Below are 21839 nucleotides of genomic sequence, written 5' to 3'. Positions count from 1 at the left end.
GCCCTTGCCCTGAGCGTCGCCCCCCGACGGGACGCGCCCGGACGGGGCCGGGAAATGGCCCATGTGGCTCGTCCGAATCGCGCTGAAGCGCACCTACACGTTCATCGTGATGTCGATGCTGATCGTCATCCTGGGCGTGTTCACCATCACCCGGATGCCGACGGACATCTTCCCCGACATCGACATCCCGGTCCTGTCCGTCATCTTCAACTACGGCGGTCTCCCCCCCGAGGAGATGGAGAAGCGCGTCGTCAACAACTACGAGCGCTTCCTCACGACGACAGTCAACGACATCGACCACGTCGAGAGCCAGTCGCTCACGGGCATCGCGATCATCAAGATCTTCCTCCAGCCCGGGGCCAGCATCGAGGCGGCCACGGCGCAGGTCACGGCGGTGTCGCAGACGGCGATCCGCCAGATGCCGCCCGGCATGGCCCCGCCGCTCGTCATCCGGTACAGCGCCTCGAGCGTGCCCATCCTTCAGGCCGCGCTCGAGAGCGAGTCGCTGAGCGAGCAGCAGCTCTTCGATTACGCGGTCAACTTCATCCGCGCCGACATCGCCACGGTACGGGGCGCGCAGATCCCGTTCCCCTACGGCGGCAAGCAGCGCCAGGTCATGGTCGACATCGACCCTCAGCGCCTCTTCGCGTGGGGGCTGTCGCCGCGCGACGTGAACGCCGCCATCGGGCTGCAGAACGTCATCCTGCCCTCCGGCACCGCGAAGATGGGGGAGAACGAGTACCCCGTCATCATGAACAGCAGCCCCGCGGCCCTCGAGGACCTCGCCAGGCTGCCGATCAAGAGCGTCGGCGGCAAGACCGTCACGCTCGGCGACGTCGCGCACGTGCGCGACGGCAGCGCGCCGCAGACGAACATGGTGCACGTCGAGGGCAAGCGCAGCGTGCTCATGAGCATCCTGAAGACCGGGAGCGCGAGCACGCTCGACGTCACCTCGCGCATCCACGCGATGCTGCCGACCACGCTCGAGCGGCTGCCGAAGGAGCTCAAGGTCTCGCTGCTCTTCGATCAGTCGCTCTTCGTCCGCGCCGCGGTCGACGGCGTGGTGCACGAGGCGGTCATCGCCGCGGGGCTCACGGCGCTCATGATCCTGCTGTTCCTCGGGAGCTGGCGCAGCACGCTCATCGTGATCACGAGCATCCCGCTCTCGATCCTCGTGTCGATCATCGCCCTCGACGCCCTCGGCCACACGCTCAACGTGATGACGCTCGGCGGGATGGCGCTCGCGGTCGGCATCCTCGTCGACGACGCGACGGTGGCCATCGAGAACATCCACCGCAACATGGGGCAGCGGAAGCCGTTCATCCGCGCCATCGTCGACGGGGCGCAGGAGATCGCCGTGCCGGCGCTCGTCTCGACGCTCTGCATCTGCATCGTGTTCGTGCCGGTGGTCTTCATCACCGGCGCCGCGAAGTCGCTCTTCGTGCCGATGGCGATGGCGGTCGTCTTCGCCATGCTCATGTCCTATTTCCTGTCGCGGACGCTCGTGCCGACGCTCGTGCGCCTCCTGCTCGCGCGCGAGGCGGAGGCGCACGCGCACGGCCACGCCGAGAAAAAGAGCCTGTTCGGGCGCGTCTTCGCGGCGTTCAACCGGGGCTTCGACCGGCTGCGGGCGGCCTACGGCGGGTGGCTCGCGTGGGCGCTCGCGCACCGGGCCGGGTTCGTCGGGGCGTTCCTCGCGTTCGTGGCCGCCTCGACCGCGCTGATCCCGCTCCTCGGCAGCGACTTCTTCCCGACCGTCGACGCGGGGCTCATCAAGCTCCACGTGCGCGGCGCGCCGGGGACCCGCCTCGAGGAGAGCGAGCGGCGCTTCGCCCGGATCGAGCAGACCATCCGGGAGGTGATCCCGCCGGACGAGATCCGCACGATGCTCGACACCATCGGGATCCCGGCGAGCGGCATCAACCTGTCGCTGAGCGAGGGCGCGCAGATCTCGTCGGCCGACGGGCAGATCTTCATCGCGCTCGCGGAGCACCATAAGCCGACGGCCGACTACGTCCGGAAGCTCCGCGCGAAGCTGAACGCGACCTACCCGGACACGACGTTCTTCTTCCTCGCGCCCGACATCTCGACGCAGGTGCTGAACTTCGGCCTCGCGGCGCCCATCAACGTCCGCGTCGTCGGCCCGATCGGCAAGGAGGACGAGACCTACGCGGTGGCGCGGAAGATCGCCGGCCGCATGGAGAAGATCCCGGGCGCGGTGGACGTCCACCTGGCGCAGGTCGAGGCGAGGCCGCAGCTGCGCATCGACGTCGACCGCACCATGGCCGACCAGATGGGCCTCAGCCAGCGCGACGTGGCGAGCGACGTCCTCGTGTCGCTCTCGTCGAGCGGGCAGACCTCGCCGACCTACTGGCTCGACAAGCGCGGCGTGCAGTACCTCGTCGCGGTGCAGACGCCGCAGTACGCGATCGCGTCGCTCGACGACGTGAACGCGACGCCGCTGTCGACGGGCGACGGCAGGCCCCAGCTGCTCTCCAACGTGGCGGCGATGTCGCGCACGACCGGGCCGGCCAACATCACCCACTACAACGTCGCGCGGACGTTCGACGTGCAGGCGAACGTCGACGGGACCGACCTCGGCACGGTCGCGGGCGCCATCTCGCGCGTGGTCGACGAGATGAAGCCCGAGCTGCCGCGCGGGACCAAGGTGACGGTCACCGGGCAGGTCGAGAGCATGGAGTCCTCGTTCCGGGGGCTCGGCTACGGGCTGCTCTTCGCGGTCGTGCTCGTCTACCTGCTCATGGTCGTGAACTTCCAGTCGTGGCTCGACCCGCTGATCATCCTGATGGCGCTCCCGGGCGCCGTCGCGGGGATCGCGTGGATGCTCTTCGTGACGCACACGACGCTGAGCGTGCCCGCGCTCATGGGGTCGATCATGTGCGTGGGCGTCGCCACGGCGAACAGCATCCTCGTCGTGACGTTCGCGAACGATCAGCGCAAGACGGGCAAGGACGCCCGGACCGCCGCGCTCGCCGCCGGGATGACGCGCCTCCGCCCGGTGCTGATGACCGCGCTCGCGATGATCATCGGCATGATGCCGATGTCGCTCGGCCTGGGCGAGGGCGGCGAGCAGAACGCCCCGCTCGGCCGCGCGGTCATCGGCGGCCTGCTGCTCGCCACGGTGAGCACGCTCTTCTTCGTCCCCGTGATGTACAGCCTCCTCCGCCGCAAAGCCCAGGCGGCAGACCCGCTCGCAGAGGACCTATGAGCCCCCCGCCCTCCCTCTCTCCGTCCCCGCTCCCGCCCCCGCGGGCCCACTCCGCCGCGCCGCCCGCCGGGCAGCCGGCCGACGATCTCGGGTTCGATCTGCCCCCGCCCGTCCGGCTCACGAGGACGCGCGGCGTCGCGCTCGGCGTGGGCCTCGTCGTCGTGCTGGGCGCGGCGTTCGCGGCGGCGTACCTGCCGCGACGGAGCGCCCGCGCGGCGCTCGAGGAGGGCGTGAGGTCCTCCGAGGGCGCCGCGCCGCGGGTCGTGGTCGTCGCGCCGCAGGCGGTGTCGAGCGACCGGGCGCTCGTGCTGCCGGGGAGCGTGCAGCCGCTCGAGGAGACGGTCGTCTACCCGCGCGTGAGCGGCTACGTGCGGAGGTGGCTCGCCGACATCGGCGACAAGGTCGCGGAGGGGCAGATCCTCGCCGAGATCGACACGCCCGAGCTCGACCAGGAGCTCGCGCAGGCCCGCGCGCAGCTCGTGCAGGCGAAGGCCGGCCTCGAGCAGGCGAAGGCGACCCGCGACCTGTCGAGGTCGAGCCTGTCGCGGTACGAGCAGCTCGTGCCCGCGGGCGTGGCGGCGAAGGAGGAGCTCGAGGAGCGGCAGGGGCAGGCGCACGTCGCCGAGGCGAGCGTCGTCGTGGCCGAGGCCGCGATCACGGCGCAGCAGGCGAGCATCCAGCGGCTGCTCGACCTGAAGAAGTTCGCGCAGATCGCGGCCCCGTTCGCGGGCACGGTGACGTCGCGGACGATCGAGCGCGGGGCGCTCGTGACGGCCGGCAACGGGACGCCGCTCTTCAAGATCGCGGCGACCGATCCGGCGCGCGTCTTCGTGGGCATCCCGCAGGGCGTGGCGCCGAGCGTGAAGGTGGACGCGCCCGCCAAGGTCACGGTGCGGGAGTTCCCGGGGCAGCCGTTCGAGGGCAAGGTGGCGCGCGCGGCCGGCGCGCTCGACGCGGCGACCCGGACGATGAACACCGAGGTGCGGGTGCCGAACCCCGAGGGCAAGCTGCTCGCGGGCATGTACGCCGAGGTCGCGCTGACGTTGCCCACGCCGCACCGCGTGCTCGAGGTGCCGGCGACGGCGCTCTACAACGACGCGAAGGGGCTGCGCGTGGCGGTCGTGGATCCGGGGAACAAGCTGCGGTTTGCGCCGATCGTGGTCGAGCGCGACACGGGGGCGACGATCCAGGTCGCGACCGGGCTCGACGGGAGCGAGCGCGTCGTGAAGCTCGCCAGCGCGGAGCTGGCCGAGGGGATGACCGTGGAGGTCGTGCCGTAAGGCCGCCCTGCGGCGGGCGCGGCCGCCGGCGGGGGAGCTCACGACGACCGACGCGTGCGGCCCGACGTGCATCGACGTGCCGTGGGCGAGCACGGCGGACGACGCGCTCATTCAGCAGTACCCGTGCAACGTGGAGGGTGCACGTCACGGTCCGGCGGAGCCGCTCGGGGGGACCGCCGAGATCGGCTGCTCTCCCCGGACCGCCTCGACGCGGCGCAGGCAGGTCTCCCGGTTCGCGCGGGCTACGGCTTCTGGCAGGCGGAGGAGATCGATGCTCCGCTCGATGGGCATACAGTAGGTGGTCGCCGCCCACAGCTTCGGGTCGTCGACGCCGCTGAGCGGCTCGATATCGGTCCATACCCGCACGGAGTAGTCGTCGGAGGCCGTGACGAGATGCCTGCCGTCAGGGCTGAAGGACGCCGAGTTGACCCCGGAGTCGGAGGCCCGCAGAATCAAGGGCTCCCCGGTGCCGTCGGCGTTCCATATCCGCACGGTCTTGTCCGCAGACGCCGTGGCGATGCGCTTGCCATCAGGACTGAACTCCGCCCAGAAGACCTGGAACTCGTGGCCACGGAGAATCAGGGGCTCTCCGGTGCCGTCGGCGTTCCATACCCGCGCGGTCCGGTCCGCGGACGCGGTGACGATGCGCCGTCCGTCAGGGCTGAACAACGCCGACCAGATCTGACCCTCGTGCCCGCGAAGGATGAGGGGCTCTCCGGTGCCGTCGGCGTTCCACACCCGCACGGTCTTGTCCTGGGACGCGGTGACGATGCGCCTCCCGTCGGGGCTGAACGACGCCCACCCGACCCCCACCTCGTGACCACGAAGGACGGTGGGCTTCCCTGTGCCGTCGGCGTTCCACACCCGCGCGGTCTTGTCGTCCGACGTGGTGACGACGCGCCTCCCATCGGGGCTGAACTCCGCCGAATAGACCCGAGCCTCATGACCACGAAGGACGATGGGCTTCCCTGTGCCGTCGGCGTTCCACACCCGCGCGGTCCGGTCCGTTGACGCGCTGACAATGCGCCTGCCGTCGGGGCTGAACTCCGCCGAGCAGACATCGGCCTGGTGTCCACGCAGGACCAGGGGCCTTCCTGTGCCATCGGCGTTCCACACCCGTACGGTCCGGTCCGCTGACGCGCTGACGATGCGCCCGCCGTCGGGGCTGAACGTCGCCATGGTGACTTCCGCCTCGTGACCGCGGAGGATCTTCAGCTCGTTCGTGCCGTCGGCTTTCCACACCCGCGCGGTCTCGTCATACGATGCGGTGACGATGCGCCTGCCGTCGGGGCTGAACGCCGCCGAGTGGACCGCCTCCGCGTGACCGCGGAGGATCTTGAGCTCGCCGGTGCCGTCGGCGTTCCACACCCGCGCGGTCCCGTCATACGACGCAGTGAGGATGCGCTTGCCGTCGGGGCTGAACGTCGCCCAATTGACTCCACTCTCGTGACCACGAAGGACGACGGGCTCGCCCGTGCCGTCGGCGTTCCACACCCGCGCGGTCTTGCCTTGTGATGCGGTGACGATGCGCCTCCCGTCGGGGCTGAACTCCGCCGAGCTGAGCCCATTCTGGTGGCCGCGAAGGACGATGGGCCGGCCCGAGCCATCGGCGTTCCACACCCGCGCGGTCTTGTCATACGACGCGGAGACGATGCGCCTCCCGTCGGGGCTGAACGCCGCCGAGTTGACCGCCTCCGCGTGACCGCGAAGGACGATGGGCTCACCCGTGCCATCGGCGTTCCACACCCGAACGGTCCTGTCCTGGGACGCACTGACAACGCGCTCGCCATCGGGGCTGAACGCCGCCGAGTTGACCGCCTCCGCGTGACCGCGAAGGACGATGGGCTCACCCGTGCCATCGGCGTTCCACACCCGAACGGTCCCGTCATACGACGCGGTGACGATGCGCCTGCCGTCGGGGCTGAACGCCGCCGAGTTGATCGGTGCCTCGTGTTCACGAAGGATCACGCGCCCGCCCGTGCCATCGGCATTCCACACACGGACGGCCCTGTCCGCGCAGACCGTGAGGATGTGCTTGCCGTCGGGGCTATAGATCGCACGCGAGACGAAATCCGGATGGCTGAGCACCGCGCGAGCGACCCCGTCATACAGCGCCGAGCGCACGAGGGTGGACCACCCTCTCGGCACGCCGGGCGGCTCGACGTCGCGCAAGCTCGCGAGCACGGTGGTGGGATCGCCGTGCATCTCGCGGGCCGCTTCCATGCGGATGGCGTTGCGCCCTTTCCGGGCCTCGACGTACGCGCGGGCGGCTTCCTGGTCGGCGCGGGCGGCTTGCTGGTTGGCGCGCGCGGCCTGCTGGCTCGCGCGGACCGCCAGGAACGAGACCATGACCGCGATCGCCGTGAGCGCGGCGACCATGCCCGTCGTGAGCTGCCGGCGCAGGCGGCGCGCGCGCTCGCCGAGGGCCACGACGGCCAGCAGGTAGCGCTCCTCGCGGCCGCCGAGCCCGGCCCGCCACTCGTCGCCCTGCGCGGCGCGGCGCCGCTCGTACCACCCTCGCGCGTCCTCCGCCGCGCGGTCGCGCCAGAGCAGCCCCTCGGCCTGGCCGCTCGCCTCCCACGGCTGCGCCGCCGCGCGCAGCCGTGACAGGAACTGCGCGTCCTGCTCGCTCTCGGCGAGCCACTGCCCGAGCTTCGGCCACCGCTCGATCAGCGACTCGTGCACCAGCTCCACCGTCGCGCCGTCCCGCTCGCCCCCGGCCTGCTCGCCGCCCGTCTCGATGAGCAGCAGCCGCGCGCCGGCCAGGTGCTGGACCACCTGCACGACCGCGTCGCCGGCGCTGCCCCCGCTGTCCTGCGCCAGATCGCGGAGCTCGTCGAGGCTCACCACCGCGCGCGTGCGCTCCGGCGTGACCAGGCGCAAGAGCACCGCCCGCGCCAGCCGCTGCTCGCGCAGGGGCAGCGACGACAGCACCGCGTCCGCGTGGGCGGACAGCGCGCCAGCGACGCCGCCGAGCTGCTCGTAGCTGTCCCGCGTCAAGAGCCGCCGCTCGCGGTCCCGCGCTTCCCACAGCTTCGTGGCCGTGAACTGCAGCAGCGGCAACGGGCTCCGTGTGCCCTCGAGCGAGCCGAGCATGTGCTCGACCATCTCCATGGTCTCGAAGCGATGACCGGTCGCCTCGAGCGGCCGCGTCAAGGCCTCGCGCAGGCCGTCGCGCCCCATCGGCGGCAAGAACAGCAGCCCGCGCGTCACGTCTCGGATGAACCCGCGGTCGTCGGCCATGCGCTCGAGGAAGTCCGAGCGGATGGCCAGCAGGACGCGCAGGGGTGACGAGGCGTCGTCCGCCGCGCCCTCCAGGCAGGCGACGAACGCGGCCCGCTCCTCGGAGCCAGCGCCGAGCGTGTAGAGCTCCTCGAACTGGTCGACGAAGAGCAGGATGCGGCGCCGCTTCCCCTCACGGCGGCAGCGCGCGCGCAGCCGCGCCCCGAGATAACCCGGCTGCGCCCGCAAGGTGGCGACGAGCCGATCGTGGTCGGGCAGCTCGGGCCAGCCCGTCGGCGGGCCGGTCGTGGACTCCGCCTCGGCGACCTGCAGCAGCACGTCCGCGAGCGCCGAGAGCGGGGCGCGGCCGGGGCGCAGGATGAACGCTTCCCAGCGGTCCCCCGACCGCTTCAGGGCCGGGATCACGCCCGCGCGCACGAACGACGACTTGCCTGCCCCGGAGGGCCCGGCCACGACCAGCAGCTGCTCGTTGCGCAGCCGCGCCGTCGTGGCGCACACTTCTCGATCGCGGCCGAAGAACCGCGCCGCGTCCGCCTCCTGGAACGACGACAGGCCGGCATATGGACTCTCGTCCTCGCCCAGCTGGAGCGGCCTCCGGCCGGGCACGAGCGCCTCCAGCTCCGCGAGCAGCTCCCGGGCCGAGCCGATGCGCTCGGCCTTTCTCTTCTTCAGGCAACGGTCGACGAGGGCGCCGAGCGCGCCCGCGTCCGGGCGCCGCGCGAGCAGGCTGGGCATCGCGACATCGAGGGCCAGGATCTCCGACAGCCGCGCCAGCGAGAACGGCTCCAGCGGGTGTCTCCCCGTCAGCAGCTCGTGCAGCATGATGCCCACGGCCCAGAGGTCGGCGCGGTGGTCGACGTCCCTGCCCAGGAGTTGCTCGGGCGACATGTACCGGGGCGTGCCGATCGCCGCGCTCTGGCGGCCGTGGCCGGCGCCCCCGGCGAGCGCCGCCGGCGCGCCGGTGATCGCCGCGGCCCTCGTGGCTTCCATCCGCTTGGCGATGCCGAAATCGAGCACTTTGACGCATCCGGCGTCGTCCAGGCGGATGTTCTCCGGCTTCAGATCGCGGTGCACGATCCCGAGCTCGTGCGCGCAGACCAGCGCGCGTGCCACGGGGATCATCAGCTCGATCACCACGCTGGGCGACGTCGGGTCCGAAGGCGCGTGGGCGGCGGGCGACTCGGGCGCGCTCGGGTGCTCGCGCTGGGCCATCCAGCTGCGCAGCGAGCGACCCTTGATGTACTCCAGCACGAGGTACGGATAGCCATCGATCTCGTCCACCTCGTAGATCACCACGATGTTCTCGTGCCGGCAGCGCGCCGTCGCCCGCGCCTCCTCCAGGAAGCGCTCGATTCCTTGCCCGCTGTACCTGAGCAGGAGCTTGATCGCGACCAGGCGACCGAGCTTGGTGTCGCGGGCCAGGAACACCACGCCCATGCCGCCCTGGCCCAGCTTGCGGATGATCTCGTAATGGTTGATGGTGCCGCCGATGCGCACCGGCATGCGCGCTCCGGTGGGCTCCTCCGACGCCTCCGCAGCCTCGACCGAAGGAGGCTCGGGCGCGTCGCACATCGGACCGGACGGGGTTGTGACGAGCGTGAGCCCGCGGGCGGTCGCTCCGCCGGTCGCGTCGGGCGGGCCCGGTGGTTCACCGGGATCGACCTCCGCGGGTCCTGCTCCCGGCGAAGCGGTCAGCGCGCTGCGTTCGGCATCCTTCCGCTGCACCTCGGCGCTGCCCGGCACGCCTGGCTTGAGCAGATCTTCCCTGTGAAGCCCGTCCACCTCGCACGCGTCGAGCGCGCGCAAGAGGCCGTCGGCCGTGACGTCCCGCGCCGCGACGTCCTCGACCGTCGCGCGCCGCAAGAGGGCGCCGAGCGGGTGCTCGAGCAGCGCGGGAGGCATCCGCGCTGGCTCGCGGCTCTCGTGCGGGTAGACCCCTCCGTCCGATGACACCGCGCAGCCCGCGCGCCTGCCCGTGAGGCACTCGAGGTACACGAGCCCCCACGCGTACAGATCCGAGCGCGCCGTCGCCGGGAATCCCCGGCGTTGCTCAGGCGCCATGTACGCCTGCGAGCCGGCGAGCTCGGCGCTGGAGTCGCGCGCTCCGTCCTGCCCCGCGCGCACGTCCGCGGCGACCGCGCCGGCGCCGAAGTCACACACCAGCGCGCTTCGCCGCTCCCCCGAGGGCACGATCATCACGTGCGCCGGCCGGAGGTCCCCGTGGACGATGCCCTGCCGGTGCGCGTAGTCCAGCGCGCTGAGGACCTGCAGCATGAGCCGGCGCGCCTCCTGCGGCTCCAGCGCGCCCCGCTCCGACAGCAGCTCGGCCAGGCTCTGCCCGGGCACGAGCTCGAAGGCCGCATAGAGCTGCTTGTCTTCCGTCTCGCCCGCGTCGAGGAGCCGGACGATGTTGGGGTGGTGGAGCCGCGCGCACTGGCGCACGCTCCGAAGGAAACGCGCCCGGCAGCGCCGCGCCGCCGCCGCGCTCGCGGAGCCCCCGTCCTCGGCGAGGCGCACCACCTTGAGGACGATCGGCTGCCCGGTCGCGATCTGCCGCCCTTTGTAGGTGGCCGCATGGCTGGTCTCCTGGAGCAACGAGAGGATCTCGTAGCGGCTCTGAAACACCGTCCTCGGAGCGAAGGTCTCCTGGTTCATCTCAGCCCCTCCGGCCGCTGCCAGGCCTGCGCGACATGGCGCAGGCAGGCCTCCCGGTTCGCGCGGGCCATGGCCTCGGGGACGCGCAGGAGCTCGATCCGCCGCTCGATGGGCATGCAGTAGGTGGTGGCCGCCCACAGCCTGGGGTCATCGACGCCCCGGAGCGGCTCGAGGTCGGCCCACACCCGCACGAGCTTGTCGTCGGACGCAGCGACGATGCGCTTGCCATCCCGGCTGAACGCGACGCTGTTGGCCGCAGAAGCGGGGACGCGGAGGACCAGGGGCTCGCCCGTCCCGTCGGCGTTCCACACCCGCACGGTCTTGTCCTGCGACGCGGTGGCGATGCGCTTGCCATCCGGGCTGAACGCCACCCCGAGGACCCAGTGCTCGTGACCGCGAAGGACCAGCGGCGTGCCCGTCCCGTCGGCGCTCCACACCCGCGCGGTCCTGTCATACGACGTGGTGCCGATGCGCTTGCCATCGGGGCTGAACGCCACCGCGTAGAGGCTCTGCTCGTGACCGCGGAGGACCAGGGGCTCGCCCGTCCCGTCGGCGTTCCACACCCGCGCGGTCTTGTCCTTTGACCCGGAGACGATGCGCTTGCCATCGGGGCTGAACGCCGCCGAATAGACCCTATCCTCGTGACCACGAAGCACGACGGGCTCGCCCGTCCCGTCGGCGTTCCACACCCTCACCGTGTTGTCCCAGGACGCGGTGACGACGCGCCTGCCGTCGGGGCTGAACGCCGCCGAAAGGACCGGCTCCCTGTGGCCACGGAGGACGAGGGGCGCGCCCTTGCCGTCGGCGCTCCACACCCGCGCGGTCCCATCGTACGACCCGGTGACGACGCGCCTGCCATCGAGGCTGAACGCCGCCGAGACGACCCGATCCTCGTGACCGCGAAGGACCACGGGCAAGCCCGTGCCGTCGGCGTTCCACACCCGCGCGGTCTTGTCGTGCGACGCGGTGACGATGCGCCTCCCGTCAGGGCTGAACGCCGCTCCCAGGACGCCGGCCCCGTGGCCATGAAGGACGAGGGGCTCGCTCGTGCCACCGACATTCCACACCCGCGCTGTCCTGTCATACGACGTGGAGACGACGCGCTCGCCATCGGGGCTGAACGAGGACGACGCGACCGCCTCCTCGTGGCCCTGAAGGACGAGGGGCTCGCCTGTACCGTCGGTGCTCCACACCCGCACCGTCTTGTCATACGACGCGGAGGTGATGCGCCTCCCGTCGGGGCTGAACGCCGCCCAGTTGACCCCATCCTCGTGACCGCGAAGGACGAGGGGCTCGCCTGTGCCGTCGGCGTTCCACACCCGCACGGTCTTGTCCTGCGACGCAGTGACGATGCGCCTCTCGTCGGGGCCGAACGCCGCCGAGAAGACCACGCCCTCGTGGCCGCGGAGGACGCGGGCCGCGCCCGTGCCGTCGGCGTTCCACACCCGCGCGGTCTTGTCCTGCGACGCGGTGACGATGCGCCTCCCGTCGGGGCTGAACGCCGCCGAAAAGACCGCTCCCTCGTGGCCGCGAAAGACCAGCGGCTCGCCCGTGCCGTCGGCGTTCCACACCCGCGCGGTCTTGTCTTGCGCCGCGGTGACGATGCGCCTCCCGTCAGGGCTGAACGCCGCCGAGTGGACCATGCCCTCGTGACCGCGGAGGACCAGGGGCGCGCCCGTTCCATCGGCGTTCCACACCCGCGCGGTGCCGTCCCAGGACGCCGTGACGATGCGATCGCCGTCGGGGCTGAACGCCGCCGATCGGAGCCGGTCGTCGTGGCAGCGGAGGACCAGGGGCGCGCCCGTTCCATCGGCGCTCCACACCCGCGCGGTGCCGTCCCAGGACGCCGTGACGATGTGATGGCCGTCGGGGCTATAACTCGCAAACTGGACTGAATCCGGGTGGATGAGCACCCCGGAAGCGGGCCTGCCGTACAGCGCCGAGCGCGCGAGGAGGGCCCACCCTCGCGGCACGTCGGGCGGCTCGACCTCGCGCAAGATCGCGAGCACGGTCGTGGGATCGTCGTGCATCTCGCGGGCCGTTGCCATCCGGGTGGCGTTGCGCGCTTCGCGGGCCTCGACATGCACGCGCGCCGCTTCCTGGTCGGCGCGCGTCGCCTGCTGGCTCGCGCGCGTGGCCTGCTGGCTCGCGCGGACCGCCAGGAACGAGACCATGACCGCGATCGCGGTGAGCGTGGCGATCATGCCCGTCGCGAGCCGCCGGCGCAGCCGGCGCGCGCGCTCGCAGAGGGACACGACGGCCAGGAGATAACGCTCCTCGCGCTTGCTCAACCCAGCGCGCCACTCCGCTCCTTGCTCGGCGCGACGGCGCGTGTACCACGCCTGGGCCTCCTCCGCCGTGCGATCGCGCCAGAGCAGCCCCTCGGCCTGGCCGCTCGCCTCCCACGGCTGGGCTGCGGCGCGCAGCCGGGCCAGAAACTGCGCGTCCTGCTCGCTCTCGGCGAGCCACTGCCCGAGCTTCGGCCACCGCTCGATCAAGGATTCGTGGACCAGCTCCACGGTCGCTCCAGCCCGCTCGCCCCCGGTCTGCTCGCCGCCCGTCTCGATGAGCAGGAGCCGCGCGCAGGCCAGGTGCTGGACCACCTGCGCGACCGCACCGCCAGCGTCCCCCTCGCCGTCATGGACCAGATCGCGGAGCTCGTCCAGCCTCACCACCGCGCGCGTGTGCTCCGGCGTGACCAGGCGCAAGAGCACCGCCCGCGCCAGCCGATGCTCGCTCGGCGGCAGCGTCGACAGCACCGCGTCCGCGTGGGCGGACAGCGCACCGGCGACCCCGCCGAGCTGTTCATAGCTGTCCCGCGTCAAGAGCCGCCGCTCGCGGTCCCGCGCCTCCCACAGCTTCGTGGCCGTGAACTGCAGGAGCGGCAGGGGGCTTCGTGTGCCCTCGAGCGAGCAGAGCATGTGCTCGATCATCTCCGTGGTCTCGAAGCGATACCCGGCCGCCTCGAGAGGTCTCGTCAGCGCTTCCCGCAGGCGCTCTCGCCCCATGGACGGCAGAAACGACAGCCCGCGGGTGACGTCTCGGATGAATCCGCCGTCGTCCGCCAGGCGCTCGAGGAAGTCCGAGCGCACGGCGAGCACGACGCGCAGGGGCGACGAGGCGTCGTCCGCCGCGCCTTCCAGGCAGGCGACGAACGCCGCCCGTTCCTCGCGGGCGGCGCCGAGCGTATAGAGCTCCTCGAACTGGTCGACGAAGAGCAGGATGCGGCGCCTCTTCCCCTCACGGCGACAGCACGCGCGCAGCCGCGCGCCCAGGTAGCCCGGCTGCGCGCGCAGCGTGGCGACCAGCCGATCGTGGTCGGACAGCTGGGGCAAGCCCGTCGGCGGGCCGGTCGTGGACTCCGCCTCGGCGACCTGCACGAGCACGTCCGCGAGCGCGGACAGCGGGGCGCGGCCGGGGCGCAGGATGAACGCTTCCCAGCAGTCCACGGACCGCTTCCAGGCCGGGATCACGCCCGCGCGCACGAACGACGACTTGCCCGCCCCGGAGGGCCCGGCCACGGCCAGCAGCTGCTGATTGCGCAGCCGCGTCACCATGGCGGAGACCTCGCGATCGCGCCCGAAGAACCGCGCGGCGTCCGCCTCCTGGAACGACGACAGGCCAGCATAGGGGCTCTCGTCCTCGCCCAGCTGGAGCGCCCTCCGGCCGGGCAGCAGCGCCTCGAGCCCGGCGAGCAGCTCCCGGGCCGAGCCGATGCGCTCGGCCTTGCGCTTCTTCAGGCAGCGGTCGACGAGGGCGCCGAGCGCGCCCACGTCCGGCCGCCGCTCGCAGAGGCTCGGCATCGGGACATCGAGGGCCAGGATGTCCGACAGCCGAGCCTGCGAGAACGGCTCCAGCGGGTGTCTCCCCGTGAGCAGCTCGTACAGCATGATGCCCATGGCCCAGAGGTCGCTGCGATGATCGACGTCCCTGCCCAGGAGTTGCTCGGGCGACATGTACCGCGGCGTCCCGAGCGCCGCGCTCTGCCGGCCATGGCCGACGCCCCCGGCGACCGCCGCCGGCGCGCCGGTGATCGTCGCGGCCCTCGTGGCTTCCATCCGCTTGGCGATGCCGAAATCGAGCACTTTGACGCATCCGGCGTCGTCCAGGCGGATGTTCTCCGGCTTGAGATCGCGGTGCACGATCCCGAGCTCGTGCGCGCAGACCAGCGCGCGTGCCACGGGGATCATCAGCTCGATCACCACGCTGGGCGACGTCGGGTCGGAAGGCGCGTGGGCCGCGGACGGCTCGGGCGCGCTCGGCTGCTCGCGCTGGGCCATCCAGCTGCGCAGCGAGCGGCCCTTGATGTACTCCAGCACGAGGTACGGATAGCCATCGATCTCGTCCACCTCGTAGATCACCACGATGTTCTCGTGCCGGCAGCGCGCCGTCGCCCGCGCCTCCTCCAGGAATCGCTCGATCCCATGCCCGCTGTACCTGAGGAGGAGCTTGAGCGCGACGAGGCGACCGAGCTTCGTGTCGCGCGCCAGGAACACCACGCCCATGCCGCCCTGGCCCAGCTTGCGGATGATCTCGTAATGGCTGATGGTGCCGCCGATGCGCGCCGGCATGCGCGCTCCGGTGGGCTCCTCCGACGCCTCCGCAGCCTCGACCGAAGCAGGCGCGGGCGCGTCGCCCATCGGGCCGGACGGGGTCGTGACGAGCGTGAGCCCGCGGGCGGTCGCTTCGCCGGCCGCGTCGGGCGGGCCCGGCAGATCACCGGGATCGACCTCCGCGGGTCCTCCTCCCGGCGAAGCGGTCAGCGCGCTGCGTTCGGCGTCCTTCCGCCGCACCTCGGCGCTGCCCGGCACGCCTGGCTTGAGCAGATCTTCCCTGTGAAGCCCGCCCACCTCGCACGCGTCGAGCGCGCGCAAGAGGCCGTCGGCCGTGACGTCCCGCGCCGCGACGTCCTCGACCGTCGCGCGCCGCAAGAGGGCGCCGAGCGGGTGCTCGAGCAGCGCGGGAGGCATCCGCGCTGGCTCGCGGCTCTCGTGCAGGTAGACCCCTCCGTCCGATGACGCCGCGCAGCCCGTGCGCCTGCCCGTGAGGCACTCGAGGTACACGAGCCCCCACGCGTACAGATCCGAGCGCGCCGTCGCCGGGAATCCCCGGCGTTGCTCGGGCGCCAGATACGCCTGCGAGCCGACGAGCTCGGTGCTGGAGTCGCGCGCTCCGTCCTGCCCGGCGCGCACGTCCGCGGCGATCGCGCCGGCGCCGAAGTCACACACCAGCGCGCTTCGCCGCTCCCCCGAGGGCACGATCATCACGTGCGCCGGCCGGAGGTCCCCGTGGACGATGCCCTGCTGGTGCGCGTAGTCCAGCGCATTGAGGACCTGCAGCATGAGCCGGCGCGCCTCCTGCGGCTCCAGCGCGCCCCGCTCCGACAGCAGCTCGGCCAGGCTCTGCCCGGGCACGAGCTCGAAGGCGGCATAGAGCTCTTTGTCGTCCGTCTCTCCCCCGTCGAGGAGCCGGACGATGTTGGGGTGGTGGAGCCGCGCGCACTGGCGCACGCTCCGAAGGAAACGCGCCCGGCAGCGCCGCGCCGCGTTCGCGGAGCCCGCGTCCTCGGCGAGGCGCACCACCTTGAGGACGATCGGCTTCCCGGTCGCGATCTGCCGCCCTTTGTAGGTGGCCGCGCGGCTGGTCTCCTGGAGCAACGAGAGGATCTCGTAGCGGCTCTGGAACACCGTCCTCGGAGCGAAGGTCTCCTGGTTCATCTCAGCCCCTCCGGCCGCTGCCAGGCCTGCGCGACGCGGCGCAGGCAGGCCTCCCGGTTCGCGCGGGCCATGGTCTCGGGGACGCGCAGGAGCTCTATCCGCCGCTCGACAGGCATGCAGTACGTGGTCGCCGCCCACAGCTTCGGGTCGTCCACGCCGCGGAGCGGCGCGAGATCGGCCCAGACCCGCACGAGCTTGTCGTCGGACGCGGCGACGATCCGCTCGCCGTCGGGGCTGAACGCAACCGAGTTGACCGGGGAATCGGAGCCGCGCAGGACCAGGGGCTCGCCCGTGCCGTCGGCGTTCCATAGCCGCACCGTCTTGTCCTGCGACGCGGTCACGATGCGCTTGCCGTCAGGGCTGAACGCCGCACTCCAGACCCAGTGCTCGTGACCTCGCAGGACCAATGGCTCGCCCGTGCCGTCGGCGTTCCACACCCGAGCGGTCTTGTCCCATGACGCGGTGACGATGCGCTTGCCATCGGGGCTGAACTCCGCCGAGTAGATCGGCCCGTCGTGCCCCCGGAGGATCAGAGGCTCGCCCGCGCCGTCAGCGTTCCATACCCGCACCGTCTTGTCCTGGGACGCGGTCACGATGCGCTTGCCATCCGGGCTGAACGCCGCCGAATAGACCTCCCCCTCATGCCCCCGGAGGATCAGGGGCTTGCCCTTGCCGTCGACGTTCCATACCCGCGCCGTCTTGTCCACGGACGCGGTGACGATGCGCCTGCCATCCGGGCTGAACGCCGCCGATTTGAGCCAGTCCTCATGACCGCGAAAGACCAGGGGCTCACCGGCGGCCTCGGCGCTCCACACCCGCGCGATTGTGTCATACGACGCGGTGACGATGCGTTTGCTGTCAGGGCTGAACGCCGCCGAATAGATCGGAACCTTGCCACGCTGGATCAAGGGCTCACCCGTACCGTCGGCGTTCCACACCCGCACGGTCTTGTCGTAGGACGCCGTGACGATGCGCCTCCCATCAGGGCTGAACGCCGCCGAGTAGACCGCATCGTCGTGCCCCCATAAGACCAGGGGCTCACCCGCGCCACTGGCGTTCCACACCCGCGCGGTCCGGTCCCATGACGCCGTGACGATGCGCGTGCCGTCAGGGCTGAACGCCGCAAAGCTGACCGTATCCTCGTGACCTCGAAGGACCCTGGGCTCGCCCTTGCCGTCGGCGTTCCACACCCGCGCCGTCTTGTCCCACGCCGCGGTGACGATGCGCCTCCCGTCGGGGCTGAACTCCGCGGAGTAGACCCCATCCTCGTGCCCTCGAAGGACGATGGGCTCGCCCGTGCCGTCGGCGTTCCATACACGCGCGGTCTTGTCGAGAGACGCTGTGACGATGCGCCTCCCGTCAGGGCTGAACGCCGCCGAATGGACCAAATGCTTGTGGCCCCGGAGGACGATGGGCTTGCCCGTGCCGTCGGCGTTCCACACCCGCGCCGTCTTGTCGTGGGACGCAGAGACGATGCGCCTCCCGTCGGGGCTGAACGCTGCCCAGTTGAGCGGACCCTCATGACCCCGGAGGACCAGGGGCTTGCCCGTGCCGTCGGCGTTCCACACCCGCACCGTCTTGTCCTGGGACGCTGTGACAATGCGCTTGCCGTCGGGGCTGAACGCCGCAGCGTAGACCCGCCCCTCGTGGCCCCGGAGCACCAGGGGCTCGCCCGTGCCATCGGCGTTCCACACGCGAGCGGTCTTGTCCCATGACGCCGTGACGATGCGCTTGCCATCGGGGCTGAACGCCGCCGAATAGACCTCCTCCTCGTGGCCCCGGAGCACCAGGGGCTCGCCCGTGCCGTCGGCGTTCCACACCCGCGCCGTCTTGTCCAACGATGCGGTGACAATGCGCCTCCCGTCGGGGCTGAACGCCGCCGAGTGGAGCGCATCCGGATGGCTGAGCACCGTGCGCGCGACCCAGCTGTGCAGCGCCCAGCGCGCGAGCACGGCCCACCCTCGCGGCACGTCGGGCGGCTCGATCTCGCGCAGGAGCGCGAGCACGGTCGTGGGATCGGCCTGCAGCTCGCGCGCCGCGGCCATGCGGGTCGCGTTGCGCGCTTGCAGGGCGTCGGCCTGCGCGCGAGACGCCGCCTGGTCGGCTCGCCTGGCCTGCTGGCTCGCGTCGATCGCCAGGTACGACACGACGAGCGCGAGCGCGCCGAGCGCGGCGGTCACGCCCAGGGTGAGCCGCCGGCGCAGGCGCTGCGCCCGCTCGGCGAGCGCCACGACGGCCGACAGGTAACGCTCCTCGCGCCTGCCGAGCCCGACGCGGGCGTCGGCTCCGTCGGCGGCGCGGCGGCGCTTGTGCCACGCGCGGGCGTCCTCCGCCGCGCGGCCTCGCCAGACCAGCCCCTCGGCCTCGCCGCTCGCCTCCCACTGCTGGGCTGCCGCGCGCACGCGGGCCAAGAACTGCGCGTCGCGCTCGCTCTCGGCGAGCCACTGCCGGAGCTTGGCCCACCGTTCGATCAAGGATTCGTGGACCAGCGTCACCGTCGTGCCCTCGCGCTCGTCGCCGGTCTCGATGAGCAGGAGCCGCGCGCCGGCCAGGTGCTGGATCACCCGCGCGATCGCCTCGCCACGCTGGCCCTCGCCGCCCTCCGCGAGCTCGCAGAGCTCGTCCAGGCTCACCACGGCGCGGGTGCGCTCGGGCGTGACCAGGCGGAGCAGCACCGTCCGGGCCAGCCGCTGCTCGCCCAGCGGCAGCGCCGAGAGCACCGCGTCCGCGTGGGCGGACAACGCGCCGGCGATGCCGCCGAGCTGCTCGTAGCTGTCCCGCGTCAGCAGCCGGCGCTCGCGATCCCGCGCCTCCCACAGCTTCGCGGCCGTGAACTGGAGGAGCGGCAAGGGGCTCCGCGTGCTCGCCAGGGTGCCGAGCATGTCCTCGACCATCTCCGCGGTCTCGAAGCGGTATCCGGCCGCCTCGAGCGGCCGCGTCAAGGCCTCGCGCAGGCCGTCGCGCCCCATGGGCGGCAGCAACCAGAGGCCGCGCGTCGCGTTGATCATGAAGTCGTTGTCATCGGCGAATCGATCGAGGAAATCCGAGCGGATGGCGAGCACGACGCGCAGGGGCGACGAGGCGTCGTCCGCCGCGCCCTCCAGGCAGGCGATGAACGCCGCCCGCACGTCCGGCGGCGCGCCGAGCGTGTAGAGCTCCTCGAACTGATCGATGAAGAGCAGGACGCGGCGCCTCGGTCCCTCACGGCGGCAGCGCGCGCGCAGCCGCGCGCCCACGTATCCCGGCTGCGCGCGCAGGGTGGCGACCAGCCGATCGTGGTCGGGGAGCTCGGGCTCACCCGTCGTTGCGCCGGATGCCGTGGAATCCAGGCCGGCGGCGTGCACGAGCACATCGGCGAGCGCGGACAGCGGGTGGCGTCCCGGGTGCAGGAGGAACGCCTCCCAGCGATCCCCGGCGCGCCTCCAGGATGGGATCAGGCCCGCGCGCACGAACGACGACTTGCCCGCCCCGGAGGGCCCGGCCACGACCAGGAGCGGGTGGTTGCGCAGCCGCGTCACCATGGCGGAGACCTCCCGATCCCGCCCGAAGAACCGCGCGGCGTCCGCCTCCTGGAACGACGACAGCCCGGCGAACGGGCTCTCGTCCTCGCCCAGCTGGAGCGCCCTTCGGCCGGGCAGCAGCGCCTCGAGCCCGGCGAGCAGCTCCCGGGCCGAGCCGATGCGCTCGGCCTTGCGCTTCTTCAGGCAACGGTCGACGAGGGCGCCGAGCGCGCCGACGTCCGGGCGCCGCTCGCCGAGGCTCGGCATCGGGACATCGAGGGCCAGGATCTCCGACAGCCGCGCTATCGAGAACGGCTCCAGCGGGTGTCTCCCCGTGAGCAGCTCGTACAGCATGATGCCCATGGCCCAGAGGTCGCTGCGATGATCGACGTCCCTGCCCAGGAGTTGCTCGGGTGACATGTACCGCGGCGTCCCGAGCGCCGCGCTCTGCCGGCCGTGGCCGGCGCCCCCGGCGACCGCCGCCGGGGCGCCGGTGATCGCCGCGGCTGTCGTGGGCTCGATCCGCTTGGCGATGCCGAAATCGAGCACCTTGGTGCCCCCGGCGTCGTCCAGCAGGACGTTCTCCGGCTTCAGATCGCGGTGCACGATCCCGTGCTCGTGCGCGCAGATCAGCGCGCGCGCCACGGGGATCATCAGCACGATCACCACGCTGGGCGACGTCGGGTCCGAAGGCGGGTGGGCCGCGGGCGACTCGGGCGCGCTCGGGTGCTCGCGCGTGGCCATCCAGCTGCGCAGCGAGCGACCCTTGATGTACTCCAGCACGAGGTACGGATAACCGTCGATCTCGTCCACCTCGTAGATCACCACGATGCTCTCGTGCCGGCAGCGCGCCGTCGCCCGCGCCTCCTCCAGGAAGCGCTCGATTCCTTGCCCGCTGTACCTGAGGAGGAGCTTGATCGCGACCAGGCGCCCGAGCTTCGTGTCGCGCGCCAGGAACACCACCCCCATCCCGCCCTGACCGAGCTTGCGGATGATCTCGTAATGTTTGATGGTGCCGCCGACGCGCACGGGCATGTCGTCCCCGAGGAGCTCGTCCCGCGCCCTCACCGCCCGGGCCTTGCGAGGCGCGCGCTCGCTGGACACCGGACGTGCCGGCGTCGTGGCGAGCGAGAGGGACCACGCGGGCTCTTCGGAGGAGGGTTGGGGCAAGGTCTGTGCGCTGCCCGGATCCCGCTCCGCGTGGGCTCCTCCCGACGAGGTGGTCCGGGCGTGTCCGGCGGCCTCCCTCCCCTTCGCCTCGACGCTGACCGGCGCGCCCGGTTTGAGCAGATCTTCCCTGCGGAGCCCGCTCACCTCGCAGGCGTCGAGCTCGCGCAGGAGGCCGTCCGCCGTGACGGCCCGCGCCGCGACGTCCTCGACCGTCACCCGCCGCAAGAGGGCGCCGAGCGGGTGCCCGAGGAGCGCGGCGGGCATGCCCGTCGGCTCGCGGCTCTCCGCCTGGAGGGCTCCTCCGTTCGAGGAGACCTCGCAGCCGACGCGCCTGCCCGTGAAGCACTCGAGGGCAACGAGCCCCCACGTGTACAGGTCCGAGCGCGCCGTCGGCGGGAATCCTCGGCGCTGCTCGGGCGCCAGGTACACCTGCGAGCCGACGAGGTCGACGCCGGAGCCGCGCGCTCCCTGCTGGCCGGCGCGCAAGTCCGCGACGACCGCGCCGAAGCCGAAGTCGCACACGAGCGCCTTTCGCCGCGCCCCCGAGGGCACGATCATCACGTGGGCCGGCCTGAGATCCCCGTGAACGATGCCCTGCTGGTGCGCGTAGTCCAGCGCGCCGAGGACCTGCAGCATGAGGTCGCGCGCCTCCTGCGGATCGAGCGCGCCCTGCTCCGACAGCAGCTCGGCCAGGCTCCGCCCGGGCACGAACTCGAAGGCCACGTAGAGCTGGCGGTCTTCCGTTTCCCCCGAGTCGATGAGGCGGACGATGTTCGGGTGGCGGAGCCGCGCGCACTGGCGCACGTTCCGCAGAAACCGCGCGCGGCAGCGCCGCGTGATGTCCGCAGAGCCCCTGTCCTCGGCGAGGCGCACGACCTTGAGGACGATCGGCTGCCCGGTCGCGAGCTGCCGCCCCTTGTAAGTCGCAGCGAGGCTGGTTTCCCGGAGCAATGAGAGGATCTCGTAGCGGCTCTGGAATACCGTCGTCGGAGCGAAGGTCTCCTGGTTCATCACAGCCCCTCCGGTCGCCGCCGCACCACGCGGC

Annotated in this window: 5 protein-coding genes; 2 read left to right on the top strand and 3 right to left on the bottom strand. The window is 71.9% G+C overall.

What is annotated here, in order from left to right:
- The first annotated feature begins 61 nt into the window (after nt 1-61).
- Both WMF43_RS09175 and WMF43_RS09170 read left to right on the top strand, forming a co-directional pair.
- A complete protein-coding gene (locus tag WMF43_RS09175) occupies nt 62-3229 on the top strand; it encodes an efflux RND transporter permease subunit (protein WP_437679100.1) in 3168 nt (1055 codons plus the stop codon).
- Entirely contained in the window at nt 3226-4509 is a 1284-nt protein-coding gene (locus tag WMF43_RS09170; RefSeq protein WP_437679099.1) for an efflux RND transporter periplasmic adaptor subunit, read from the top strand. Before WMF43_RS09175 ends, WMF43_RS09170 begins: the two co-directional genes overlap by 4 nt.
- Nucleotides 4510-4653: 144 nt before the next feature.
- Here the strand turns inward: WMF43_RS09170 and WMF43_RS09165 are convergent, their stop codons facing one another.
- From WMF43_RS09165 to WMF43_RS09155, 3 genes are read right to left on the bottom strand one after another with little or no spacing between them, the layout of a single operon-like run.
- Nucleotides 4654-10407 (bottom strand): nSTAND1 domain-containing NTPase, encoded by a 5754-nt coding sequence (locus tag WMF43_RS09165; RefSeq protein ID WP_437679098.1) that lies wholly within the window; start codon nt 10405-10407, stop codon nt 4654-4656.
- Nucleotides 10404-16124, bottom strand: a complete 5721-nt coding sequence (locus WMF43_RS09160) for an nSTAND1 domain-containing NTPase (protein WP_437679097.1) — start codon at nt 16122-16124, stop codon at nt 10404-10406. The genes WMF43_RS09165 and WMF43_RS09160 overlap by 4 nt, the downstream gene beginning before the upstream one ends.
- The gene (locus WMF43_RS09155) at nt 16121-21805 is read right to left on the bottom strand and encodes an nSTAND1 domain-containing NTPase (protein ID WP_437679096.1); all 5685 of its coding nucleotides are present in this window, start codon (nt 21803-21805) and stop codon (nt 16121-16123) included. Before WMF43_RS09155 ends, WMF43_RS09160 begins: the two co-directional genes overlap by 4 nt.
- Nucleotides 21806-21839 lie beyond the last annotated feature (34 nt).

This window comes from Sorangium sp. So ce131, assembly GCF_051519095.1.
GTDB lineage: Bacteria > Myxococcota_A > Polyangia > Polyangiales > Polyangiaceae > Sorangium.
Note: the sequence above shows the minus strand (reverse complement) of the source record. Positions and strands in the feature narration are given on the sequence as shown.